The organism is Hydrogenophaga sp. OTU3427 (genome assembly GCF_038440225.1).
In the GTDB taxonomy this organism is placed as follows: Bacteria; Pseudomonadota; Gammaproteobacteria; order Burkholderiales; family Burkholderiaceae_C; genus Hydrogenophaga.
The window spans coordinates 1-19,223 of record NZ_JASATI010000007.1; the positions used below are offsets into that span (position 1 = coordinate 1).

The window sequence follows — 19,223 nt, forward strand, 5'->3', positions numbered from 1 at the left end:
CGCCGCAGACCGCCCGAAAAGGCACTTGCCCTGCGGGTTGGAACGCAATCGGGCGATTGGCCCACCCATCCCCTTGCATGGGCATGATGAGCCCATGCGGCGTGGCGTGGGCGAGCAACTCATCCCGATTGCGTTCCAACGCGACCCCTTGTAGATCGTCAACACGTTCTGAGACCGTTTTAATGAAGTTTTAACAGTCCACCCGCAAGCTCGGCTGTCCCTTTGGAGCCGAGCGCATGAGTGAACTGAACCTGGCCCTTTTCCACGCCGTCAACCTGTCCCCCACCGCCCCCGCATGGCTGCTGGGACTGGCCCGTTTCGCCTCCCTGCAACTGCCGGCGCTGCTGGTCGCGCTGGCCCTGGGCGGCCTGGTGCTGCCGCAGAAAAAGTGGTCGCGCCTGGCCTGGGACCTGGTGGTGGGCATGGCCCTGGCCTGGCTGGGTGCGCGCCTGCTGCAATACGGCTGGCACATGCCACGCCCGTTTGTGCTGGGCCTGGGCCAGCAGTGGATCGCGCACGGCAGCAGCCCCTCTTTTCCCAGCACCCACGCCAGCGTCGCGGTCGCCTTTGGTGCCCTGGCGTGGCGGCGTGCCCCGCATGCGGGCGCCGGATGGGCCGCCCTGGTGCTGGCCGCCCTGGTGGCCTGGAGCCGCATCGCGGTGGGCGTGCATGTCCCGCTGGACGTCGCCGCGGGCGTGCTGGTCGGCCTGGCCGCCACGGTGTTCGTGCTCCGGCTGCGGCCTCGCACGGGGAACCTGCAGCCCGTGCCCCCGCCACGCCCCGAGAACGTGGCCCCGCTCTGAAACCAGGAGGTGGTCTTCCGCCCCTTGGGCGACAATCCGGCCATGCCCCTGCAAACCCTGCAAGAACTGGCCGCCCGTCAGCGCTCGCGCCAGCGCAATCGGCAACTGGGCGCCTTGCTGGCCTTCATGGCTGGCGCCATCAATGCCGGGGGCTTTCTGGCCGTGCAACGCTACACCTCGCACATGACGGGCGTGGTGTCGTCCATCGCCGATGACCTGGTGCTGGGCCAGGGGCTGCTGGTCCTGGCCGGCATGGGCGCCTTGCTGGCCTTCGTCGCGGGGGCCGCCGCCACCGCCATCCTCATCAACTGGGCACGCCGGCGCGACCTGCAGGGCGAATACGCGCTCTCCCTGCTGCTGGAGGCGGCGCTGCTGCTCTGTTTCGGCTTGCTGGGCGCCCACCTCAACCAACTGATCGAGGTCTTCATGCCCACCACGGTGCTGCTGCTGTGCTTCATCATGGGGCTGCAGAACGCCATCGTGACCAAGATTTCGCAAGCCGAAATACGCACCACCCACATGACGGGCGTGATCACCGATCTGGGCATCGAGCTGGGCCGCCTGCTCTACTGGAACCGCAGCCATGCGCAGGGCGGCGAACCGGTGCGGGCCAACCGCGACCGCCTGCGGGTGCTGGCCACCATATTGGGCCTGTTTTTTGCTGGTGGTCTGGTGGGCGCCTGGGCTTTCAAGTCCATGGGCTACGGGGCGGTGTTGCCGCTGGCTGCGGTGCTGGCCGTGCTGGCCGTGCCGCCGCTGTGGCGCGACCTGCGCGAGCGGCTGGGCCATCCCGCCACCTGAGCGCTTGCACCGGGCACCCGTCCACAACGGCTTTGGAAAGCGAGAACACATGGCACACGGATTGGGCTTCTTCGACTTGCTGGCCTTTGTCACCTTCAGCATCAATGCACTGTCCTACGCCATGCGCGACATCAAGTGGCTGCGCATCATCACCATCATCGCCATGCTGGGCGACCTGGTCGTCTACTACAACATCCGCCCGGGCAGCCCCCTGTGGGTGCAATTCGGCATGTCGGCGCTGATCATCGTCATCAACACCTACCAGCTCTACATGCTGTGGCGCGAAAAACAGGCCAGCCATTTCCCGGGCGATACCGGCTGGCTGTACGAGCACGTGTTCGCGCTGCTGTCGCCGGGCGAATTCAAGCGGGTGCTCAAACTGGGCCGCTGGAGCCAGCTGCAGGAGGGCGAATACGTGCTGCACAAGGGCGGCGTGGTGGACGAGGTGGGCTTCGTGATCGAGGGGCGGCTGGACGCCACCTGGGGCGACACGGTACTCAACACCGTCACACCCGGCGGCCTGGTGGGCGAGATCAGCTACCTGACCGGCAAACACGCCTCGGCCGATGTCAGTGCCGGCACCGACACCCGCCTGTTTGTGCTGACCCATGGCGTGCTCGACAAGATCAAGCTGGAGCGCCCGGACCTGCACACCAAGCTGATGTACGTGCTGGGCCGCGAGGTGGCGCAGAAGCTCGCCAACTCCAACCACCTGGTGACGGCCTCGCGGTTCTGACCTGGCCGCACCCCATGGGTTATGGTCGCGCCATGGCCTCAGCCCCCGACGAATTCGCCCTGTACTGCTGCGAACTGCTGTCGGGCCTCGGACCGTGCCGGGCGCGGCGCATGTTCGGCGGCTGGGGCCTGTCGGTGGATGGGCTGAACGTGGGCATCATCGCCTGGGACACGCTCTACCTCAAGACCAACGCCGAGACCCAGCCCGCCTGGCTGGCCGCCGGCGCCAGTGCCTTCGTGTACGAAGCCAAGGGCCGGCCGGTGGCCCTGAATTACCACACGGTGCCGGCCGAGGCCATGGAGTCGCCGGAACTCATGCTGCCCTGGGCGCGGCTGGCGCTGCAGGCGGCGCTGGCCGCCCGCGCGCCCAAGCCAAGCCGCGCGCGCGCGGCCGCCGCTCAGGGCGGGTTGGACTCGAAGCGCGACAGGACCCGGCCCCGCCCCGCCACCAGGAAACCCGACAGGTAGGTGCCATAGGCGGCCAGGCCCCATGCCAGGCGGCCCAGCGCCGCCGCTGTGCCCGCCAGCGCCCGCCCCAGCTCACGGCCCGGGGCGGCCACCTCGGACTGCCAGCGCGAGGGCACTGCCGCCACGCACGTGGTCGGGAGCACCCAGTCAAAACGCACGGGCGTGTCGCCCCAGGCCTCGATCACCAGGCGTTCACCCGGCGCCACGGCGAGCGACTCACCGGCCGCCAGCACATGGTCCCCGAAACGGCGCGCGCTGGCGTCCAGCGGCGCGTCGGTGGTGGCCCACACGCGGCCACACACCACCTTCAAGGTGCCGGCCTCGCGCGGGCGCATGGCCACGGTGCGGCCCGGCGCCAGGCTCCACAGCCCGGTGCATGCCGGGCCAACGGCGGCCATGGAGAGAGAGGTGGGGTGTGACATGACGGACTCCTGTAATCGCATTTCGGGAATGAATGATCTCGCGCCACGCCACGCCAGTCCAATGAAATGGGGATAAGCTATTGATTCGCTTTTCACATCAATGTCCGCCACCCCGCCATGCAGCTCACCAGCAGCCACCCCCGCACCCGCCCCATCGCCGTGGGCCACCTGCGCGCCTTCGAGGCGGTGGCGCGGCACCTGAACTTCCGCGCCGCCGCCGAGGAACTCTCGCTCACCCAGAGCGCGGTCAGCCGGCAGATACAGGCGCTGGAAGACGAGGTCGGCACCGCGCTGTTCCTGCGCCACACGCGGGCGGTGGAAATCACCGGCGCCGGCGCACAGCTGCTGCGCGCCACCACCCAGTCGCTGGAGCAGATCGATGCCGCCGTGCGCCACATCCGCCAGCGCATTGGACGCAAGAGTGTGGCCATCACCACCTGGGCCTCGTTCGCGTCGATGTGGTTGATCCCGCGGCTGGAAGCCTTCCAGACCGAACACCCCGACATCGACATCCGCATCGACGCCACCGACGCGTCGGTGGACCTGGGCACGGCCGACATCGACCTGGCGCTGCGCTACTCGGTGCCCCAGAACGTGCCGGCCGGCGCCTGGCGCATGTTCGGCGAACAGCTCACGCTCGTGGTGAGCCCCTGGCTGCTCAAGCAGAACGGCATCGCCCGGGTGGAAGACCTGGCCCGCTTCACACTCATCGAGGCCGGCGACGCCCACCGCAGCCGCCACCTGGAATGGCTGACCTGGCAGCGCTGGCTGGACCAGCAACTGCAGGCAGGCACCCCCGGCCGCAAGGCGACCAAGTTCGCCCCCAAGCGCTGGCTCTATTTCAACTACGCCAACCAGATCGTGCAGGCCGCGCTGACCGGCCAGGGCGTGGCGCTGGCGCGTTTGCCGCTGGTGGCCGAGCACCTGGCCAACGGCGACCTGGTGGAGCCGCTGCCCCAGACCCGGCTCGATTCACCCCTGGCCTACTGGCTGATGGTGGCCCCGCGCAGCGCGCAGCGGCCCGAGGTCAAGGCCTTCTGCGACTGGCTCAAGCGCCAGGCCGAGGCCACCCGCCATGCCATCGGCGACGTGGCCGACCCGGAAACGCTTGTGAATTCGGATTGATCTTGAGTCCCCATCCTGTCGGAACAAGCCCGATGTGCCGCCGGGCCGCCCCAAGACACATCAGCCCCCACGGGGGGCAGCGACCCGCGCAGCGGTGGAGCGTGGGGGCCTCAGTCTTCAGGTCAGCGGCCAGACCACGCCGTTGTCGTTCAATATCGCATCCAGCGGCACGTCGTGTGGCTCGGGCTCGAGGTCGGGCAGGAAGCCGTCGGTGAAGCCCAGACCGACCGTGAACGGCTTGGGCCGCAGCGCGGCCAGGGTGCGGTCGTAGAAACCACCGCCATAGCCCAGGCGGTAGCCGCCGGGCGCGTAACCCACGCAGGGCACGAACAGCAGCGTGGGCTGGATGATCTCGGTGTCCTTGGGCTTGGGGATGCCGTAGGCATCCTCCTCCATCGGGCAACCCGGGTACCAGGTGTAGAAGGTCAGGGTCTTGTCGACCTTGTTGACCACCGGCAGGCCGATGCGGCGGTGCCGGGCCGCGCCTTTGGCGTCCTCCTCGCGGCCGGCCTCCTGCCAGCGGAACAGCGCCGGCAGCGGATCGAACTCGCCCTTGATGGGCCAGTAGGCGCCGATCACGGCGTCGGGCCGCGAGATCAGCCACACACGCATCACGCGCTGCAGCTGCTCGGAGCGCCAGATGCGGTCGTCCATGCGCTGGCGCTGGTCGATCAGCTGCTGGCGCCAGGCGGCTTTTTGCGCCGCCCTGGAAGCCTGGGATTCGCCAGGGGAAAACGGTTCTGGCGCCGCGTTGTTATCCATAATCACCTTATGTGGATGAAAAGCTTGCAACAAGGATTGTTGTGCATTTTGATGGCCGCCGGCCCGGCCGGTGTGGCGCATGCGCAATCCGAGCCCCTGACGGCAGGCGACAACCTGATGCTGGAACTGCGCGAGGCCTTCCGCCGGGGCGATGCCCGGGCCCTGGCGCAAAAGCTGCCCCAACTCAACCGCCACCCGCTGGCGCCGCTGGCGGCCTACTGGGACATGAAGCTGCGGCTGGAGTGGGCCGGCAACGACGAACTGCGGTCCTTCCTCGACAACACCCGCGGCAGCTACTACGAGGACCGGCTGCGCAACGACTGGCTGTTGCTGCTGGGGCGGCGCGGCGACTGGGCCACCTTCACCACCGAGTTGCCGCTCTACCGCATGAACGACGACCGCGAGGTGCAGTGCTACGCCCTGTTGGCCCAGCACCTGGGCGGGCAGGCCGACGTCGCCCCGCAGGTGCGTGAACGCTGGATGGCCCAGAAGGCCGCCGACGAGGGCTGCGCCACCGCCGCCCGCACCCTCATCAAGGCCGAGCGACTGCCCGCCCTGGCGGCCTGGCAGCGCGCCCGCCAGGGCATGGAGAACGGCAACCAGCGGGTGGCCACGCAGGCCGTGGGCCTGCTCAACCCCGACTGGGTGGCCACGGTCAACGACATCTACAACAGCCCGGCCCGCTACCTCGACGACAAGCTCACCGCCATCCGCCCGCGCACCAAGGAGTTCGTCACGCTGGCGCTGGTGCGGCTGGCCGCCACCGACATGGAGGCGGCACAGGATGAACTGCAGAAGGCCCGCTGGCGGGTCCAGCTCAACGACGAGGAGCGCGGCTGGGTCTGGGGGGTGCTCGGCAAGCGCAGCGCGCAAAAGCTGGCCGACAACGCGCTGGACCTCTACGCCCGGGCGCGCGACGAACACCTGAGCGACGAGCAGCGGGCCTGGAAGGTGCGCGCCGCGCTGCGCGCGGGGCAATGGGGCGTGGTGCGCGAGACCATCGCCGCCATGACCGAGGCACAGCAACGCGACCCGGGCTGGACCTACTGGATGGCCCGCGCGCAACAGGCGCAAGGCAGCCCCGAGGCCCAGGCGCTGGCCCGCCCGCTGTTCGAACGCATCGCTGGCAGCACCGGCTTCTATGAACAGCTCGCGCTGGAGGAGCTGGGCCAGAAGATCGCGGTGCCACCCGCGCCGCCGCCCTTGACCGCCGATGAAAAAGCCGCCGCGCTGAGCCACCCTGGCCTGTCGCGCGCGCTGCACGCCATCCGCATCGGCCTGCGCGCCGAAGGCGTGCGCGAGTGGAACTACAGCACCAACCTGCACAGCCCCGGCGGCATGCCCGAGCGCGAGCTGCTGGCCGCGGCCCAGCTGGCCTGTGACCGTGCCGTGTGGGACCGGTGCATCAACACCAGCGAGCGCACCCGGGCCGCCATCGACTTCAGCCAGCGCTACCCCACGCCCTTCCGCGAGGCGGTGCTGCGCCGCAGCCGCGACATCGGCATCGACCCCGCCTACGTCTACGGCCTGATCCGCCAGGAAAGCCGCTTCGTGATGGACGCCCGTTCCCACGTGGGCGCCTCGGGCCTGATGCAGGTGATGCCGGCCACCGCCAAATGGACCGCGCGCAAGATCGGACTGGACAACTTCCAGCCGCACCAGATCAGCGACCACGACACCAACATCACCATCGGCACCGCCTACCTGAAGCTGGCGCTCGACGACTTCGAGGGCTCCATGCCCATGGCGGCCGCGGCCTACAACGCCGGCCCCGGCCGTCCGCGCACCTGGCGCAATGGCCCGCTGCTGGAAGCCGCCGCCTGGGCCGAGACCATCCCCTTCGACGAAACGCGCGACTACGTGAAGAAGGTGCTCTCCAACACCACCAGCTACGCGGCGCTGCTCAGTGGCCAGGCCCAATCGCTCAAGGCCCGGCTGGGCTGGGTGGGGCCACGCGCCGCCACCGCGCAGACCGTCAACCGGGACCTGCCGTGAGCGGCGCGCCGGGCCGCCCCACACCAGCGCTCATCGTCCCTCCAGCGCCCCGCCGCGTGCTGGTGCTGGGTGGCACCGGGTTCGTGGGCAGCGTGTTGTGCGAACACCTGGCGCGCGCCGGCTGGCAGACCACCGTGCCCACCCGACGCCTGGCCCACGCCCGCCACGTGCAGCACCTGCCCGGCCTGCTGGTGCTGCCGGCCGATGTGCACCGCCCGGGCACGCTGGAACGCCTGCTGCCGGGCCACGACGCCGTCGTCAACCTGGTGGCCGTGCTGCATGGCAGCGAAGCCCGGTTCGAAAGGGCCCACGTGGCCCTGCCGCGCCAGCTGGCGCAGGCCTGTCAGGCACAGGGCGTGCGCCGGCTGGTGCATGTCAGCGCCCTCGGGGCCGAGCCCCAAGGCCCGTCGATGTACCAGCGCAGCAAGGCCGCGGGCGAAGCGGTGTTGCGTGCCGCGGCGCTGGAACTGACGGTGCTGCGCCCCAGCGTGATCTTTGGCGCCCACGACCATTTCCTCAACCTGTTCGCCCGGCTGCAGGCGCGGCTGCCGGTGTTGCCGCTGGCGGGAGCCCACGCCCGCTTCCAGCCGGTGTGGGTGGACGACGTGGCGCGCGCGCTGTTGTTCTGCCTGCAACATCCCGAGACGGCCGGCCAGACCATCGAGTGCGCCGGCCCCGAGGTGCTGAGCCTGGCCGATCTGGTGCGCCTGGCGGGGCACCATGGCAGCCGGCCACGGCCCGTCATCCCGCTGCCACCTTCCCTGGGCCGTCTGCAGGCCGCTCTGATGGAGCTGGCCCCCGGCGAACCGCTGATGAGCCGGGACAACGTCGACTCGATGCGGGTCGACAACGTCGCCAGCGGCACGTTGCCTGGCCTGGACACGCTGGGCATCACGCCGGCCTCGGTGCATGCCGTGGCGCCCACCTACCTGGGCCCGCGCGGCCCACACGGCGTGCTGGACGCCTACCGCGGACACCGGCGCGCGCGGTGACGCCGCGCCCCACAACCGGTGCCCCACGCGCTGGGGCCAAGGGCGGCGCATCAATCGCGCGGCCATCGCGCATCAATCCGGGGCGCTGTGCCCGCTAACATGGACCGCTGCAACACGGAGGCCCCCATGCTCAAGCTCTACATCGGCAACAAGAACTACTCGTCCTGGTCCATGCGCCCCTGGGTGCTGATGCGCCAGGCCGGCATCGCCTTCGAGGAGGTGATGGTCCGCTTCGACTCCTTTGACGCCGGCTCCGACTTCAAACGTGCCCTGCAGGGCCTGAACCCGGTCGGCAAGGTGCCGGTGCTGGTGGACGGCGACCTGGTGATCTGGGACACCCTGGCCATCGCCGAGTACCTGGCCGAGCGCTTCCCTGAAAAAGCCCTCTGGCCCGCCGACGTGAAAGCCCGCGCCCGCGCCCGCAGCGTCTGCGCAGAGATGCACTCAGGCTTCGGTGCCCTGCGCAGCACCTGCCCCATGAACATCGAGGCCACCCTGCCCGAGGTGGGCGCGCTGGCCTGGCGCGACAAGCCCGCCCTGCGCGCCGACGTCGCCCGGATCGAAGCCATGTGGAGCGGCCTGCTGCAGCAACACGGCGGCCCCCTGCTGTTTGGCGCCTTCGGCATCGCCGACGCCTACTTCGCCCCGGTCTGCATGCGCCTGCGCACCTACGGCCTGCCGGTGTCCGACACCGTGCGCGCCTATGTCGACCGCGTGGCCGCCCTGCCCGGCGTGGCCGCCTGGACGGACGGCGCCCTGGCCGAACGCGATTTCCTCGACTTCGAGGAACCCTACCGCCTGCGGCGCTGACCCAGGAGCGACTTCGCCACCCTGCCCGAGCCGCCTTACTACGCGGTCATCTTCTCGTCGCAGCGCACCCCGGGCGAGGCCGGCTACGGCGACATGGCCGAGCGCATGGTCGAACTGGCCTCCGGGCAGCCCGGCTTCCTGGGCGTGGAGAGCGCGCGCGACGGTGGCGGCTTCGGCATCACCGTCTCGTACTGGCGCGACCTGGAGGCCATCGCCGCCTGGCGCCGACACGCCGAACACCGTGTGGCCCAGGAGCGCGGCCGCAGCAGCTGGTACGCCCACTACGAGCTGCGCGTGGCCCAGGTCGAGCGCGCCCACGGCGGCCCGGCCGGCTGACGGCTCTCCTACACTCGGCGGCATGCAAACCTATCTCGTGGGCGGCGCCGTGCGCGATGCCCTGCTGGCTTCGGACGACGCCCACCCCCATGTGTCGCACAGCGACCGCGACTGGGTGGTGGTGGGCGCCACGCCCGAGGCCCTTGCCGCCCAGGGCTACCTGCCGGTGGGCCGCGATTTCCCGGTCTTTCTGCACCCGCGGACGCGCGAGGAATACGCCCTGGCCCGCACCGAGCGCAAGACGGCGCGCGGCTACCACGGCTTCGAGTTCCAGGCCCGGCCCGACGTGACGCTGGCGCAGGACCTGGCCCGGCGCGACCTCAGCATCAACGCCATGGCCGTGGCCAGCGAGGACCTGGACGCCGACGGCGGTTTCGACACCGCCCGGGTCATCGACCCCCATGGCGGCCGGGCCGACCTGCGCGACCGGGTGCTCAGGCACGTGACCGGCGCCTTCGCCGAAGACCCGGTGCGCATCCTGCGGCTCGCGCGTTTCGCGGCGCGTTTCCCCGGCTTCAACGTGGCGCCCGACACCCAGGCGCTGATGCGCCACATGGTCGCCGACGGCGAGGTCGACCACTTGGTGCCCGAACGCGTGTGGCAGGAGCTGGCCCGCGGCCTGATGGAGCAGCGCCCCAGCCGCATGCTGGAGGTGCTGCGTGGCTGTGGCGCCCTGCGCGTGCTGCTGCCCGAGCTGGACCGCCTGTGGGGTGTGCCCCAGCGCGCCGACTACCACCCCGAGGTCGACACCGGCGTGCACATGGGCCTGGTGATGGACATGTGCGCGCGGCTGGGCGCACCGCTGGCGGTGCGTTTCGCCTGCCTGTGCCACGACCTCGGCAAGGGCACGACCCCGGTCGACGTGCTGCCCCGCCACATCGGCCACGAACAGCGCAGCGTGACCCTGCTGCGCGCCGTCTGCGAGCGCCTGCGCGTGCCCCGCGACTGCAAGGAACTGGCCGAGGTGGTGGCACGCGAGCACGGCAACCTCCACCGCAGCGGCGATTTGGGCGCCGCCGCCGTGCTGCGCCTGCTGGAGCGTTGCGACGCGCTGCGCCGGCCCGAGCGCTTCGACGAGGTGCTGCTGGCCTGCGAATGCGACGCCCGGGGCCGCCTCGGCCTGGACGAACAGGCCTACCCCCAGGCCACGCGCCTGCGCGGCGCGCTGCAGGCCGCCCTGGCCGTGCGCACCAGCGACATCGCCAGCGAGGCGGCGGCCCGCCTGCCGGCCGGCGCCAGGAACCCCGGCCCGGCCATCGCTTCGGCCATCGAGGACGCGAGGCTGGCGGCCGTCACCGCCCACCTGGCCTCCCTGGCCTGAGAGCCCCCATGCCCTTGCCGCCCAGACACCTGGCCCTGGCCTTGCTCATCATCGTGGTGTGGGGGCTGAACTTCGCCGTCATCAAGGTCGGCCTGGTGGGCGTGCCGCCGCTGCTGCTGGGCGCCCTGCGCTTCCTGCTGGCGGTGTTCCCGGCCCTGCTCTTCGTGCGCCCTCCCAAGCTGCCGCTGCGCCTCTACCTGGTCTACGGCCTGACCATTTCGGTCGGCCAGTTCGCGCTGCTGTTCAGCGCCATTTCGGTGGGCATGCCCACGGGCCTGGCCTCGCTGGTCCTGCAGGCGCAGTCCTTCTTCACATTGGTGCTGTCGGCGTTGTGCCTCAACGAACGCTGGAAGCCCAGCCAGCTCGCCGGGCTGGCGCTGGCGGGCGTGGGCCTGGCGATGATCGGCAGCGCCCACGGCCAGGCCATGCCCCTGCTGGGCTTCCTGCTCACGGTGGCGGCCGCCTTCGCCTGGGCCAGCGGCAACGTGGTGTCACGCTTCGTGGCCCGCCACGGGCCCATGAACCAGTTCGCCTTTGTGGTCTGGGCCGGCCTGGTGCCGCCGATCCCCTTCCTGCTGCTGTCGCTGTGGCTGGAAGGGCCGCAGGCCATCGCCGCGGCGCTGCAGGGCTTTGGCTGGGCGTCCTTCGGCGCCGTGGCCTACCTGGCCTGGGCCGCCACGCTGCTGGGCTACGGCCTGTGGACCTGGCTGCTGGCGCGCCATCCGGCCAACCAGGTGGCGCCGTTTTCGCTGCTGGTGCCGGTCGTGGGCCTGAGCACCGGCTGGCTGCTGTTCGACGAGCAACTGCTGCCGGTGCATTTCGCGGGTGGTGCGCTGCTGATGGCGGGCCTGCTGGTCAACCTGTGGGGCGAGCGCTGGCTGCGCCGCCTGAAAAACGCCTGACGCGCCTGGGGTTCAGGCGTGGCCACGTGCCCAGCGCACGATGTCGGCCACGCCCAGGGCGCCGGGCTGGCGCGCCACTTCACGGCCGCCCCGGAACAGGGCCAGGGTGGGGATGCTGCGGATCTGCAGCCGCGCGGCAAGCTGCTGCGCTTCTTCGGTGTTGACCTTGACCAGGCGGAAGTCCGGCTCCAGCTGTCGGGCCGCGGCCTCGAACTGCGGCGCCATCGTGCGGCAGGGACCACACCAGGGCGCCCAGAAGTCGACCAGGATGGGCACGTCGCTGCGCGCCACGTGGCGGGCAAAACCGGCCTCGTCCAGCGCCAGCGGCTTCCCGGAGAACAGGGGCTGGTGGCATTTGCCGCAATCGGGCGCCTGGTCCCGCTGCGCAGGGCTCACGCGGTTGGTGGTGTGGCAGTGGGGGCAGACGATGTGCTGGCTTGAACTCACGCGGGGCTCCAATCGGGAAGGCCACCAACTGCGGTCCGCCCGGGCCGATTTCAAGCCGATCAGACGACTTTCGCGATCAGCGCGGCCACCAGGCTCAGCAGCACCGTGCTGCCGATGGGCAGAAAAATCTCACGCCCGAACAGGCGGAACCTGAAGTCGCCCGGCAAGCGGCCCAGGCCCACACGCTCCAGCCAGGCCGACAGGCCTTGGACCAGCAGCAGCGCGAGAAAGATGACGATGAGCCAGCGGATCAAGGCGAGCGATCAGAGCGTGTGCACCCGGTCGCCCTGGGCAAAACCCAGCGGCTCCCAGCCGGCGGCGCTGGCCTCGGGCGCGAAGGCCAGCACCTTGAACAGCTCACCCATCTCGTGCTCGTGCAGCAGCTTCATGGCCTGTGCGCGCTCGGTCACAGAGGCCGCCGCCGCCAGGTCCACCAGCCCGCAGTTGATGAGGAAGCGCGCCTGGCTGGCGTAGCCCAGCACCTGCTGGCCGGCGTCCTGCGCGGCCAGGGCGATGCCGGTGAAGTTGACGTGGGCGGTGATGTCCTTGGCGCCCACCTCGACCAGCGGGTTGCCGTCCGCGCGGTGTCCCTGGTGGCACATCAGCGTGCCCATGTGGCGCTGCGGATGGTAGTACTCACTCTCCGGAAAACCATAGTCGATGAAGAAGGCCGCGCCGCGCACCAGGTGCTCGGACAGGCTTTTGACGAAGGCCTCGGCCTGCGGGTGGACCTCGGTCAGGTAGTCCTGCGGACCCTCGGGTTCCACCGGCGGGCGCAGTGGGGTGGGCCGGTCGGCCCAGGCCCAGGCGTCGCCATCGGCCACCACGCCACGCTCGTGCCACGCCCCGCGCACCCGGTGCAGCAACTGCACCGGCATGGCGTCCAGCACCTCGTTGCCCAGCACCACCCCTTCGATCCGGTCTGGCCAGGCGCTTTCCCAGACCACGCGGCCGGCATGGCCCGCCAGCGTTCCCTGCTGGCGCTCGCGCAGGCTGCCCGAAAGCTCGACGATGTGGTAGCGCACGCGGTCGTGCCGTTCGTCGGCCGCCAGCGCATCCAGCACCTGCCGCGCCAGGGCACCGGTGCCGGCGCCAAATTCCCAGATGTCGGTGGTGCCGGTGGCCAGCAGCGCCTGCGCCACCTGCACCGCGAGCGCGCGGCCGAACAGCGGCGACAGCTCGGGCGCGGTGACAAAATCGCTGCCCGACCCGGGCATGGCGCCGAATTTGGGCAGGCTGCCCGCGTAATAGCCCCCCTCGGGGGCATACAGCGCCAGCGCCATGAAGCGGTCGAAGGGCAGCCAGCCGCCGGCCGCGTCGAGTGCACGGTGCAGGGCGGCGCTCAGGGGCGACGGGTGGCTGGGGGCTTCGGTGGCGGGCGGCATGGCGCGGATTATGCGGCGCGGCCCGCGGGTCTTGCCCCCCTCGCGGCATGGCCCGCCGCGGAAACCGCGACAATCACGCCCTGGCGCCGGCGGCGCCCAAGCAAGACATGTCATGAACAAACGGGTATTGGTCACGGGCGGCGCGCTCCGGCTGGGGGCGCTGATCTGCACCCAGTTCGCGCAGGCGGGCTGGGAAGTGTGGTGCCACCACGCCCGTTCGGGCGAGGCCGCGCACACGCTGCAGGCCCGGCTGCGCGGCCAGGGCCTGCTGGTGCACACGGTGCAGGCCGATCTGGCCGACGAGGCCCAGCGCGGGCGGCTGGTCCAGGAGATCACCGACGGCGCCGGCCCCCTGCATTGCCTGGTCAACAACGCCTCGCTGTTCGAGCCCGACACCGGGCTGGGTTTCGAGCCGGCGCTGGCGCGTTCGCAGCTGGAGGTGAACTTGATCGCGCCGCTCTCGCTGGCGCGCGACCTGGCCCGCCAGATGGCCGCCCAGGCCGCGCCCGAGGACGCCAGCGTGATCCACATCCTGGACCAGAAGGTGTTCAACCTCAACCCGGATTACTTCTCCTACTCCATCAGCAAGCTGGCGCTGGAGCGCGCCGTGGCCCTGCAGGCCCAGGCCCTGGCGCCGCACGTGCGCGTCTGTGGCGTGGCGCCCGGCCTGATGTTCCTGAGCGGACCGCAGGCGCAGGACAACTTCGACCGCGCCAGCCGCGTCAACCTGCTGCGCCGCCCCATCGACCCGGCCGACGTGGCCCGCACCTGCCTGTTTCTGGCTCAAACCCCCTCCATCACCGGCAGCACGGTCAGTGTGGACAACGGCCAGCACCTGGTGCCGCTGGAGCGCGACGTGATGTTTGTGGTGGACGAGCTGATGGCCGCCCCCAGCACCCCATGACCCCACACACACCCACCCTGGCCGAGCTGCAGCTGCGCTGCCGCAAGCTCTTCCTGCGCAAGCTGGAGGTGCTGGCCCACATCGGCGCGCACGACTTTGAAAAAGGCGTGCCGCAGCGCCTGTGGATAGACGTGGATCTCTACGTGCCCTTCGAGCGCTCCACGCCGACCCAGGACCGCCTGCACGAGGTGGTGGACTACGACTACGTGCGCGACGTGGTGGCCGCGCGCATCGCCCAGGGCCACGTGGAGCTGCAGGAAACCCTGTGCGACGACCTCGCCACGCGGCTGCTGGCCCACCCCGGCGTGCGCGCCCTGCGCCTGTCCACCTGCAAGCCCGACGTCTACCCCGACACCGAAGCGGTGGGGGTGGAGGTCTGGCGCATCAAGCCCGACGAGGCACCCCGACCATGACCACGAGCGACGCGCCCCGCACCGGCCAACAAATCCTCACCTTGACCGGCTTGCGCTTTGACGCCAACCTCGGCATCCTGGACCATGAGAAGACCGGCCCGCAGCCGATCCAGGTGGACGCCGAGCTGAACCAGGGCACGCAGCCGCTGCTGCCCCACGACGACGACATCGGCCACGTGCTCGACTACCGCAAGGTGCGCCAGATCATCATCGACGAGTGCACCGCCGAGCACGTGAACCTGCTGGAAAGCCTGATCGGCAAGCTGGCCCACCGCCTGATGCGCCTGCCCGGCGTGCTCGGCGTGCGGGTGCGCATCGCCAAGCTGGAAATTTTTGAAGACTGTGAAGTGGCCATCCGCATGGAAAGTGGCCAGTGGTGAGGAACCCATGAACACCGAGACCTGGATCGAAGACACCCACGTGGCCGCCGACAGCGCGCCCAAGAACACCCTGAAGATCGAGCGTGAGGACCACAAGCTCGAAAAACGCCTGTGCCGCGAGGTCGGACGCGCCATCGTCGACTACAACATGATCGAGGACGGCGACAAGGTCATGGTCTGCGTCTCGGGCGGCAAGGACAGCTACGCCATGCTGGACATCCTGCTCAAGCTGCAGGCGCGCGCGCCCATCCACTTCGACCTGATCGCGGTCAACCTCGACCAGAAGCAGCCCGGGTTCCCCGACCACGTGCTGCCCGAGTACCTGGCGAAAGTGGGCGTGCCCTTCCACATCGAGAACCAGGACACCTACTCCATCGTCAAGAAGGTGATCCCCGAGGGCAAGACCATGTGCAGCCTGTGCAGCCGGCTGCGCCGCGGCATCCTCTACCGCGTGGCGGGCGAGCTGGGCGCGACCAAGATCGCCCTGGGCCACCACCGCGACGACATGCTGCAGACCCTGCTGCTCAACATGTTCTTCGGCGCCAAGCTCAAGGGCATGCCGCCCAAGCTGGTGAGCGACAACGGCGAACACATGGTGATCCGACCCATGGCCTACGTCGCCGAGCGCGACCTGTCCCGCTGGGCCGAGGTGCGCGACTTCCCCATCATCCCCTGCACCCTGTGCGGCAGCCAGGAAAACCTGCAGCGCAAGCAGGTGGGCAACATGCTGCGCGAGTGGGAGAAGAAATATCCCGGCCGGGTGGAGAACATGTTCACCGCGCTGCAGAACGTGGTGCCCAGCCACCTCATGGACCGCGGCCTGCACGACTTCGCCGGCCTGCACGCCACCGGCGTGCCCGACGAGGATGGCGACAAGGCCTTCGACGACGAGCCCCTGCCCAGCGCTCCCGGCCTGCCCGAGCGCGCGGTCATCCCGCTGGTGCAAGAGGCCTGACGCCATGCGCCGCCGGCTCAGCACTATGCTGCTCGCCACCGCCGCGCTGCTGGGCGGCTGCGCCAGCGTGATGCGGGTGGACAACGAGGTGCAGAGCTTCCCGCAATGGCCAGCAGGTGCGCCCCAGCGCGGCGACCGCTTCGCCTTCGAGCGCCTGCCTTCCCAGCAGTCGGCCGCGCCCAGCCCGGGCCAGGACGGGCTGGAGCTGGCGGTGCGTGACGCGCTGGTCGGCTGGGGCATGCAATTGCCCGTGGGACAGGCATCGGTGCGCTGGCTGGTGCAGGTGAAGGCGGGCGGCCAGCGCCTGCCCCGCGCGCCCTGGGACCCCGACCCCTGGGACCGCGCGCAGTGGCGCATCTCGGGCGGCATCGGCTTCGGTGGGCGGCACGGCGGCATCGCGCTGGGCTTCCCCCTGCTGAACCTGGAGCACCCCTATTACTTCCGCGAGATCGCGGTGGTGCTGCGCGACGCGGCCAGCGGCCGGGTGGTTTATGAGACGCGGGCCCGCCACGACGGCCGCTGGAACGACAGCCCGGCGCTGTGGAACGCCATGGTGCAAGGCGCGATGCGCGACTTCCCCACGCCACCGGCGGGGGTGCGCCAGGTCAACATCGACATCCCGCGCTGAGCCGCGCTGGGCGCGTGTTCACACGGTCTTCAGGCCTGTGCCGCCAGGGCGTTCAGGCGCTCGATCATCATGCCGCCGACGCGCTCACGCGAATGGCTCTGGCGGATCGCGGCCATCGCCTGCCGGCTGACGCTGTCCCGCCGGGCGGGGTTGGAGAAGATCTCGCGCATCAGCTCCACCGCGTGCTCCAGGTCGGGCTCTGCCCAGACCTGCCCCTCCCAATGCGGATAGGCGCCCTCGGGCACCGCCGTCAGCTCGTAGCGCACCAGGCAGGCACTGGCGGCGTCCATGAAATCCATGTTCCCCGAGTAGCCGGTGGCGATCACCGGTTTGCCCAGGTACATCGCCTCCGCCATGCCCAGGCCAAAACCTTCCGACCGGTGCAGGCTCACGTAGCAGTCACAGACCTGGATCAGGCCGTAGGCCGCGTCCCGTGACATGGCTTCGTCGAGCAGGTGGATGCGCGGATCGCTGGCGATACCGGCCTTGAGCGCGGCGAGCTCCTCGGGGTACTGGTCGCCGTACATGGTCTTGATGACCAGGCCCACGCCGGACGCCGGCGGCGGGAAGGCCCGCTGAAAGGACGCCAGCACGGCCTGCGGGTTCTTTCTCGCGGTGTAGGAGTGGAAGTCGTAGCTGAACAGGAACAGGAAAGGCTGCGCCGGCAGGCCAAAGCTGGACCGCGCATACACCCCCTCGACGGCAAACTCGATCGCCACCGGCATGTGGACAACGGGCCGTGGCGACACGCGGGACAGGGCATCCTGCACGAAGCGCGAGGGCGCCCACAGTTCATGCACCAGCTCGAAGGCCGCCCGCCAGGCCACGGGGAAATGGGGCAGCTCCCAGAACCAGCATCCGATGCGGTAGCGCCCCTCGGTGTTCGTGGGGCCCAGCAGGTTCTGAACGACCGGCATCTGGTCGGCGTTGACGCAATACAGCTGGAAAGGGTGGGCGCCCGGAGCCGCCACCACGGGCAGCGCGGTCTGGTCGTTCTCCTGGTAGGCCGCCCCCGCCTGGACCGCCATGACATCCACCGGATAGCCCTGGCTGCTCACCGCCGCCACGCAGGCCCGTGCAATTTCGGCAACGCCGAACGCGCCCCTGGCGTAGCCGACGACCGTGATGCCATGACCCTGCCCGGCCGCCCCCTCCCCGCCTCCACGCGGACCCTCGGACGACGGGGTGGTGTGGAAAGCCGCCCCCTTGAGGACCGCGAGCACGCGGGGCGGCAACCACCGGGTCACCTGCTGCCCCAGACCGGGATGACGGGCGTACAGGCGATGCAGTTGCAGCGACACCCAGCGTCCGGGGTGCCTGAGCATCAGGCCCGGCTGGCCGCGCACCTGGTCGACCGGGCGGCTGGCCGCCACCCACCGCTCGTCCACGCCGTAGAGGCTGGCACCGGACTCGACAAACCAGTGGACGTAGGCGCGCTGGGCGCTGTCGTGCGTGAGGTCGAAGTGGCGTTGCAGCTCCGGCTGGTGCAGGTACAGGCCGTACATGAAACGGGTCACGGCACGGTTGCCCCGCAGCCGCGGCTCGATGGCATTGAAATAGGCGTCCCCATAGGCGTCGAAGGGGTCGATCTGGCGCTGATCGCCGGCATCGTCCAGGAAGCGCCGGAAATAGTGCCTCATGGCCGGGTGGATGGGCACCCCGTCGCGGCAGAAGCCATGGGCATAAGGACAGGCCGACCACGCCGCATGGCCGTTCGCCTGCAGCCGCTCGACATACAGGCGCCACAGGGGGGCGACCTCGCCCAGGTTGATCGGGGAGTAGCGGTTCTGGTGCTTGGAGAACACCAAGGTGTTGTCCGGGTCGACACCACTGAAATGGAAGAAACACAGCGGCCGGTCATCGACCATCCAGCGCCCTTGCACCTGCTGGACTCGCCGCGCCGGCAGGTTCCAGTACGCGACGTTGAACTCGGGGTCGCGCAGGATGTGGACACCCGGAAAAAGACCAGGCACCAGATCCACCCACTTCTGGTCGGTGAAGAGGCCGTTTTCCAGATCGACGACGGCGCGCCGCTCCAGGCGATCGCACCACCATGGGATCAGCCCATTGCCCAGTGCGCCGCGCGACAGGCCGATGAAACCGAGGTTGTACGCGCCCACCCGCAACATCGTTTCCTCGTCGGGCTGGCCACCATCGTCGATGCGGGCGGTCAGGTGTGGCGTCAGCACCGCCGTCGAACCCGCGTCCAGACATTCGAAGACCCGTGTCATGGGGGCCAGCATCAGGATGTCGGGGTCCAGGTACACCACCTGCTCGGCATCGGTGTGTCGAAAAATCCAGCGGAACAGGAAGGGCTTGATGGCGGTGGACAGCTCCATGACGCCATAGCGGTAGGTGAAGGACGCCAGGTCGGGAATGTCCAGCTGCTCCAGCCCCACCACCTCCCACGCCCCCAGGGCCTGGCGCGTGGCGTCGTCGATCTCGTCGCTGATGCCCACCACGATGCGAGCCTCGGGATGGCACTGGGCCACCGATTGGCACAAGGTCCGAGCGTACGCCACGTAATTTCGCGCTACGATTGTAAAAAAAGTTGCAAACTGGCGGCGTTCGGACATGTTCAAGCGGTGGGATGGATCAACGGGCGCACGGAAAGCCCGCGAAGCGGCTCAGAACGTGCT

At 69.8% G+C, this 19,223-nt stretch carries 22 protein-coding genes; 16 read left to right on the plus strand and 6 right to left on the minus strand.

All coding sequences use genetic code 11. The features are described from left to right. The first annotated feature begins 236 nt into the window (after positions 1 to 236). From AAHB17_RS05990 to AAHB17_RS06005, 4 genes are read left to right on the plus strand one after another with little or no spacing between them, the layout of a single operon-like run. The gene (locus AAHB17_RS05990) at positions 237 to 803 is read left to right on the plus strand and encodes a phosphatase PAP2 family protein (RefSeq protein WP_342129590.1); all 567 of its coding nucleotides are present in this window, start codon (positions 237 to 239) and stop codon (positions 801 to 803) included. Between the two features lie 42 nt (positions 804 to 845). Further along, a complete protein-coding gene (locus AAHB17_RS05995) occupies positions 846 to 1,604 on the plus strand; it encodes a YoaK family protein (RefSeq protein WP_342129591.1) in 759 nt (252 codons plus the stop codon). Positions 1,605 to 1,653: 49 nt separating this feature from the next. Next, positions 1,654 to 2,340 carry a Crp/Fnr family transcriptional regulator gene (locus AAHB17_RS06000; RefSeq protein ID WP_342129592.1) on the plus strand — a complete coding sequence of 229 codons (687 nt, stop codon included), beginning with the start codon at positions 1,654 to 1,656 and terminating at the stop codon, positions 2,338 to 2,340. A 32-nt stretch (positions 2,341 to 2,372) separates the two neighbouring features. Beyond that, a complete protein-coding gene (locus AAHB17_RS06005; protein WP_342129593.1) occupies positions 2,373 to 2,807 on the plus strand; it encodes a TfoX/Sxy family protein in 435 nt (144 codons plus the stop codon). On the opposite strand, the gene AAHB17_RS06010 is transcribed toward AAHB17_RS06005, so the two are convergent. Continuing rightward, entirely contained in the window at positions 2,738 to 3,229 is a 492-nt protein-coding gene (locus tag AAHB17_RS06010; protein ID WP_342129594.1) for a DUF2917 domain-containing protein, read from the minus strand. The genes AAHB17_RS06005 and AAHB17_RS06010 overlap by 70 nt on opposite strands. A gap of 117 nt (positions 3,230 to 3,346) precedes the next feature. Here AAHB17_RS06010 and AAHB17_RS06015 point away from each other — a divergent pair, with 117 nt between their 5' ends. Next, positions 3,347 to 4,354 (plus strand): LysR substrate-binding domain-containing protein, encoded by a 1,008-nt coding sequence (locus AAHB17_RS06015; protein WP_342129595.1) that lies wholly within the window; start codon positions 3,347 to 3,349, stop codon positions 4,352 to 4,354. Positions 4,355 to 4,471: 117 nt separating this feature from the next. Here the strand turns inward: AAHB17_RS06015 and AAHB17_RS06020 are convergent, their stop codons facing one another. Beyond that, the gene (locus AAHB17_RS06020) at positions 4,472 to 5,116 is read right to left on the minus strand and encodes a 5-formyltetrahydrofolate cyclo-ligase (RefSeq protein WP_342129596.1); all 645 of its coding nucleotides are present in this window, start codon (positions 5,114 to 5,116) and stop codon (positions 4,472 to 4,474) included. A 15-nt stretch (positions 5,117 to 5,131) separates the two neighbouring features. Here AAHB17_RS06020 and AAHB17_RS06025 point away from each other — a divergent pair, with 15 nt between their 5' ends. The 6 genes from AAHB17_RS06025 to AAHB17_RS06050 all read left to right on the plus strand — a co-directional run bounded on the left by AAHB17_RS06025 (position 5,132) and on the right by AAHB17_RS06050 (position 11,472). Next, entirely contained in the window at positions 5,132 to 7,111 is a 1,980-nt protein-coding gene (locus AAHB17_RS06025) for a lytic transglycosylase domain-containing protein (protein ID WP_342129744.1), read from the plus strand. Continuing rightward, a complete protein-coding gene (locus AAHB17_RS06030) occupies positions 7,108 to 8,103 on the plus strand; it encodes a complex I NDUFA9 subunit family protein (protein ID WP_342129597.1) in 996 nt (331 codons plus the stop codon). The genes AAHB17_RS06025 and AAHB17_RS06030 overlap by 4 nt, the downstream gene beginning before the upstream one ends. 126 nt (positions 8,104 to 8,229) lie before the next feature. After that, the gene (locus AAHB17_RS06035; protein WP_342129598.1) at positions 8,230 to 8,913 is read left to right on the plus strand and encodes a glutathione S-transferase family protein; all 684 of its coding nucleotides are present in this window, start codon (positions 8,230 to 8,232) and stop codon (positions 8,911 to 8,913) included. Between the two features lie 21 nt (positions 8,914 to 8,934). Next, entirely contained in the window at positions 8,935 to 9,249 is a 315-nt protein-coding gene (locus tag AAHB17_RS06040; RefSeq protein WP_342129745.1) for an antibiotic biosynthesis monooxygenase family protein, read from the plus strand. A gap of 22 nt (positions 9,250 to 9,271) precedes the next feature. Then, complete coding sequence (locus AAHB17_RS06045; RefSeq protein WP_342129599.1) at positions 9,272 to 10,570, plus strand: multifunctional CCA addition/repair protein; 1,299 nt, start codon at positions 9,272 to 9,274, stop codon at positions 10,568 to 10,570. Positions 10,571 to 10,584: 14 nt separating this feature from the next. Continuing rightward, entirely contained in the window at positions 10,585 to 11,472 is an 888-nt protein-coding gene (locus AAHB17_RS06050; protein WP_446719563.1) for an EamA family transporter, read from the plus strand. Between the two features lie 12 nt (positions 11,473 to 11,484). On the opposite strand, the gene trxC is transcribed toward AAHB17_RS06050, so the two are convergent. The 3 genes from trxC to AAHB17_RS06065 are packed head-to-tail and all read right to left on the minus strand — an operon-like array spanning position 11,485 to position 13,304. Next, the gene (trxC, locus tag AAHB17_RS06055) at positions 11,485 to 11,919 is read right to left on the minus strand and encodes a thioredoxin TrxC (RefSeq protein ID WP_342129601.1); all 435 of its coding nucleotides are present in this window, start codon (positions 11,917 to 11,919) and stop codon (positions 11,485 to 11,487) included. Positions 11,920 to 11,978: 59 nt separating this feature from the next. Then, a complete protein-coding gene (locus AAHB17_RS06060; RefSeq protein ID WP_342129602.1) occupies positions 11,979 to 12,173 on the minus strand; it encodes a DUF2905 domain-containing protein in 195 nt (64 codons plus the stop codon). A gap of 9 nt (positions 12,174 to 12,182) precedes the next feature. Then, positions 12,183 to 13,304 (minus strand): class I SAM-dependent methyltransferase, encoded by a 1,122-nt coding sequence (locus AAHB17_RS06065; RefSeq protein WP_342129603.1) that lies wholly within the window; start codon positions 13,302 to 13,304, stop codon positions 12,183 to 12,185. Between the two features lie 112 nt (positions 13,305 to 13,416). Between AAHB17_RS06065 and AAHB17_RS06070 the strand changes: the two genes are divergently transcribed. Genes AAHB17_RS06070 through AAHB17_RS06090 form a run of 5 tightly spaced genes read left to right on the plus strand, consistent with a single transcriptional unit; the run spans position 13,417 to position 16,584 of the window. Further along, the gene (locus AAHB17_RS06070; protein ID WP_342129604.1) at positions 13,417 to 14,208 is read left to right on the plus strand and encodes an SDR family oxidoreductase; all 792 of its coding nucleotides are present in this window, start codon (positions 13,417 to 13,419) and stop codon (positions 14,206 to 14,208) included. Beyond that, positions 14,205 to 14,621, plus strand: a complete 417-nt coding sequence (locus AAHB17_RS06075; RefSeq protein WP_342129605.1) for a dihydroneopterin aldolase — start codon at positions 14,205 to 14,207, stop codon at positions 14,619 to 14,621. The genes AAHB17_RS06070 and AAHB17_RS06075 overlap by 4 nt, the downstream gene beginning before the upstream one ends. Continuing rightward, a complete protein-coding gene (locus AAHB17_RS06080; protein WP_342129606.1) occupies positions 14,618 to 15,001 on the plus strand; it encodes a dihydroneopterin aldolase in 384 nt (127 codons plus the stop codon). Before AAHB17_RS06075 ends, AAHB17_RS06080 begins: the two co-directional genes overlap by 4 nt. A 7-nt stretch (positions 15,002 to 15,008) precedes the next feature. Continuing rightward, on the plus strand, positions 15,009 to 15,956 hold the full coding sequence (ttcA, locus tag AAHB17_RS06085) for a tRNA 2-thiocytidine(32) synthetase TtcA (protein ID WP_342129607.1): 948 nt from the start codon (positions 15,009 to 15,011) through the stop codon (positions 15,954 to 15,956). Positions 15,957 to 15,960: 4 nt separating this feature from the next. Continuing rightward, positions 15,961 to 16,584, plus strand: a complete 624-nt coding sequence (locus tag AAHB17_RS06090; RefSeq protein ID WP_342129608.1) for a DUF4136 domain-containing protein — start codon at positions 15,961 to 15,963, stop codon at positions 16,582 to 16,584. A 29-nt stretch (positions 16,585 to 16,613) separates the two neighbouring features. Here AAHB17_RS06090 and AAHB17_RS06095 read toward each other — a convergent pair whose 3' ends face one another. After that, entirely contained in the window at positions 16,614 to 19,088 is a 2,475-nt protein-coding gene (locus tag AAHB17_RS06095; RefSeq protein WP_342129609.1) for a glycosyltransferase, read from the minus strand. Positions 19,089 to 19,223 lie beyond the last annotated feature (135 nt).

What these genes read in the sequence shown, in the direction of transcription:
- AAHB17_RS05990 (WP_342129590.1), top strand. Translation starts at nt 237, where the DNA reads ATGAGTGAACTGAACCTGGCCCTTTTCCACGCCGTCAACCTGTCCCCC.
- AAHB17_RS05995 (WP_342129591.1), top strand. Translation starts at nt 846, where the DNA reads ATGCCCCTGCAAACCCTGCAAGAACTGGCCGCCCGTCAGCGCTCGCGC.
- AAHB17_RS06000 (WP_342129592.1), top strand. Translation starts at nt 1,654, where the DNA reads ATGGCACACGGATTGGGCTTCTTCGACTTGCTGGCCTTTGTCACCTTC.
- AAHB17_RS06005 (WP_342129593.1), top strand. Translation starts at nt 2,373, where the DNA reads ATGGCCTCAGCCCCCGACGAATTCGCCCTGTACTGCTGCGAACTGCTG.
- AAHB17_RS06010 (WP_342129594.1), bottom strand. Translation starts at nt 3,229, where the DNA reads ATGTCACACCCCACCTCTCTCTCCATGGCCGCCGTTGGCCCGGCATGC.
- AAHB17_RS06015 (WP_342129595.1), top strand. Translation starts at nt 3,347, where the DNA reads ATGCAGCTCACCAGCAGCCACCCCCGCACCCGCCCCATCGCCGTGGGC.
- AAHB17_RS06020 (WP_342129596.1), bottom strand. Translation starts at nt 5,116, where the DNA reads ATGGATAACAACGCGGCGCCAGAACCGTTTTCCCCTGGCGAATCCCAG.
- AAHB17_RS06025 (WP_342129744.1), top strand. Translation starts at nt 5,132, where the DNA reads ATGAAAAGCTTGCAACAAGGATTGTTGTGCATTTTGATGGCCGCCGGC.
- AAHB17_RS06035 (WP_342129598.1), top strand. Translation starts at nt 8,230, where the DNA reads ATGCTCAAGCTCTACATCGGCAACAAGAACTACTCGTCCTGGTCCATG.
- AAHB17_RS06045 (WP_342129599.1), top strand. Translation starts at nt 9,272, where the DNA reads ATGCAAACCTATCTCGTGGGCGGCGCCGTGCGCGATGCCCTGCTGGCT.
- AAHB17_RS06065 (WP_342129603.1), bottom strand. Translation starts at nt 13,304, where the DNA reads ATGCCGCCCGCCACCGAAGCCCCCAGCCACCCGTCGCCCCTGAGCGCC.
- AAHB17_RS06070 (WP_342129604.1), top strand. Translation starts at nt 13,417, where the DNA reads ATGAACAAACGGGTATTGGTCACGGGCGGCGCGCTCCGGCTGGGGGCG.
- AAHB17_RS06075 (WP_342129605.1), top strand. Translation starts at nt 14,205, where the DNA reads ATGACCCCACACACACCCACCCTGGCCGAGCTGCAGCTGCGCTGCCGC.
- AAHB17_RS06080 (WP_342129606.1), top strand. Translation starts at nt 14,618, where the DNA reads ATGACCACGAGCGACGCGCCCCGCACCGGCCAACAAATCCTCACCTTG.
- ttcA (WP_342129607.1), top strand. Translation starts at nt 15,009, where the DNA reads ATGAACACCGAGACCTGGATCGAAGACACCCACGTGGCCGCCGACAGC.
- AAHB17_RS06090 (WP_342129608.1), top strand. Translation starts at nt 15,961, where the DNA reads ATGCGCCGCCGGCTCAGCACTATGCTGCTCGCCACCGCCGCGCTGCTG.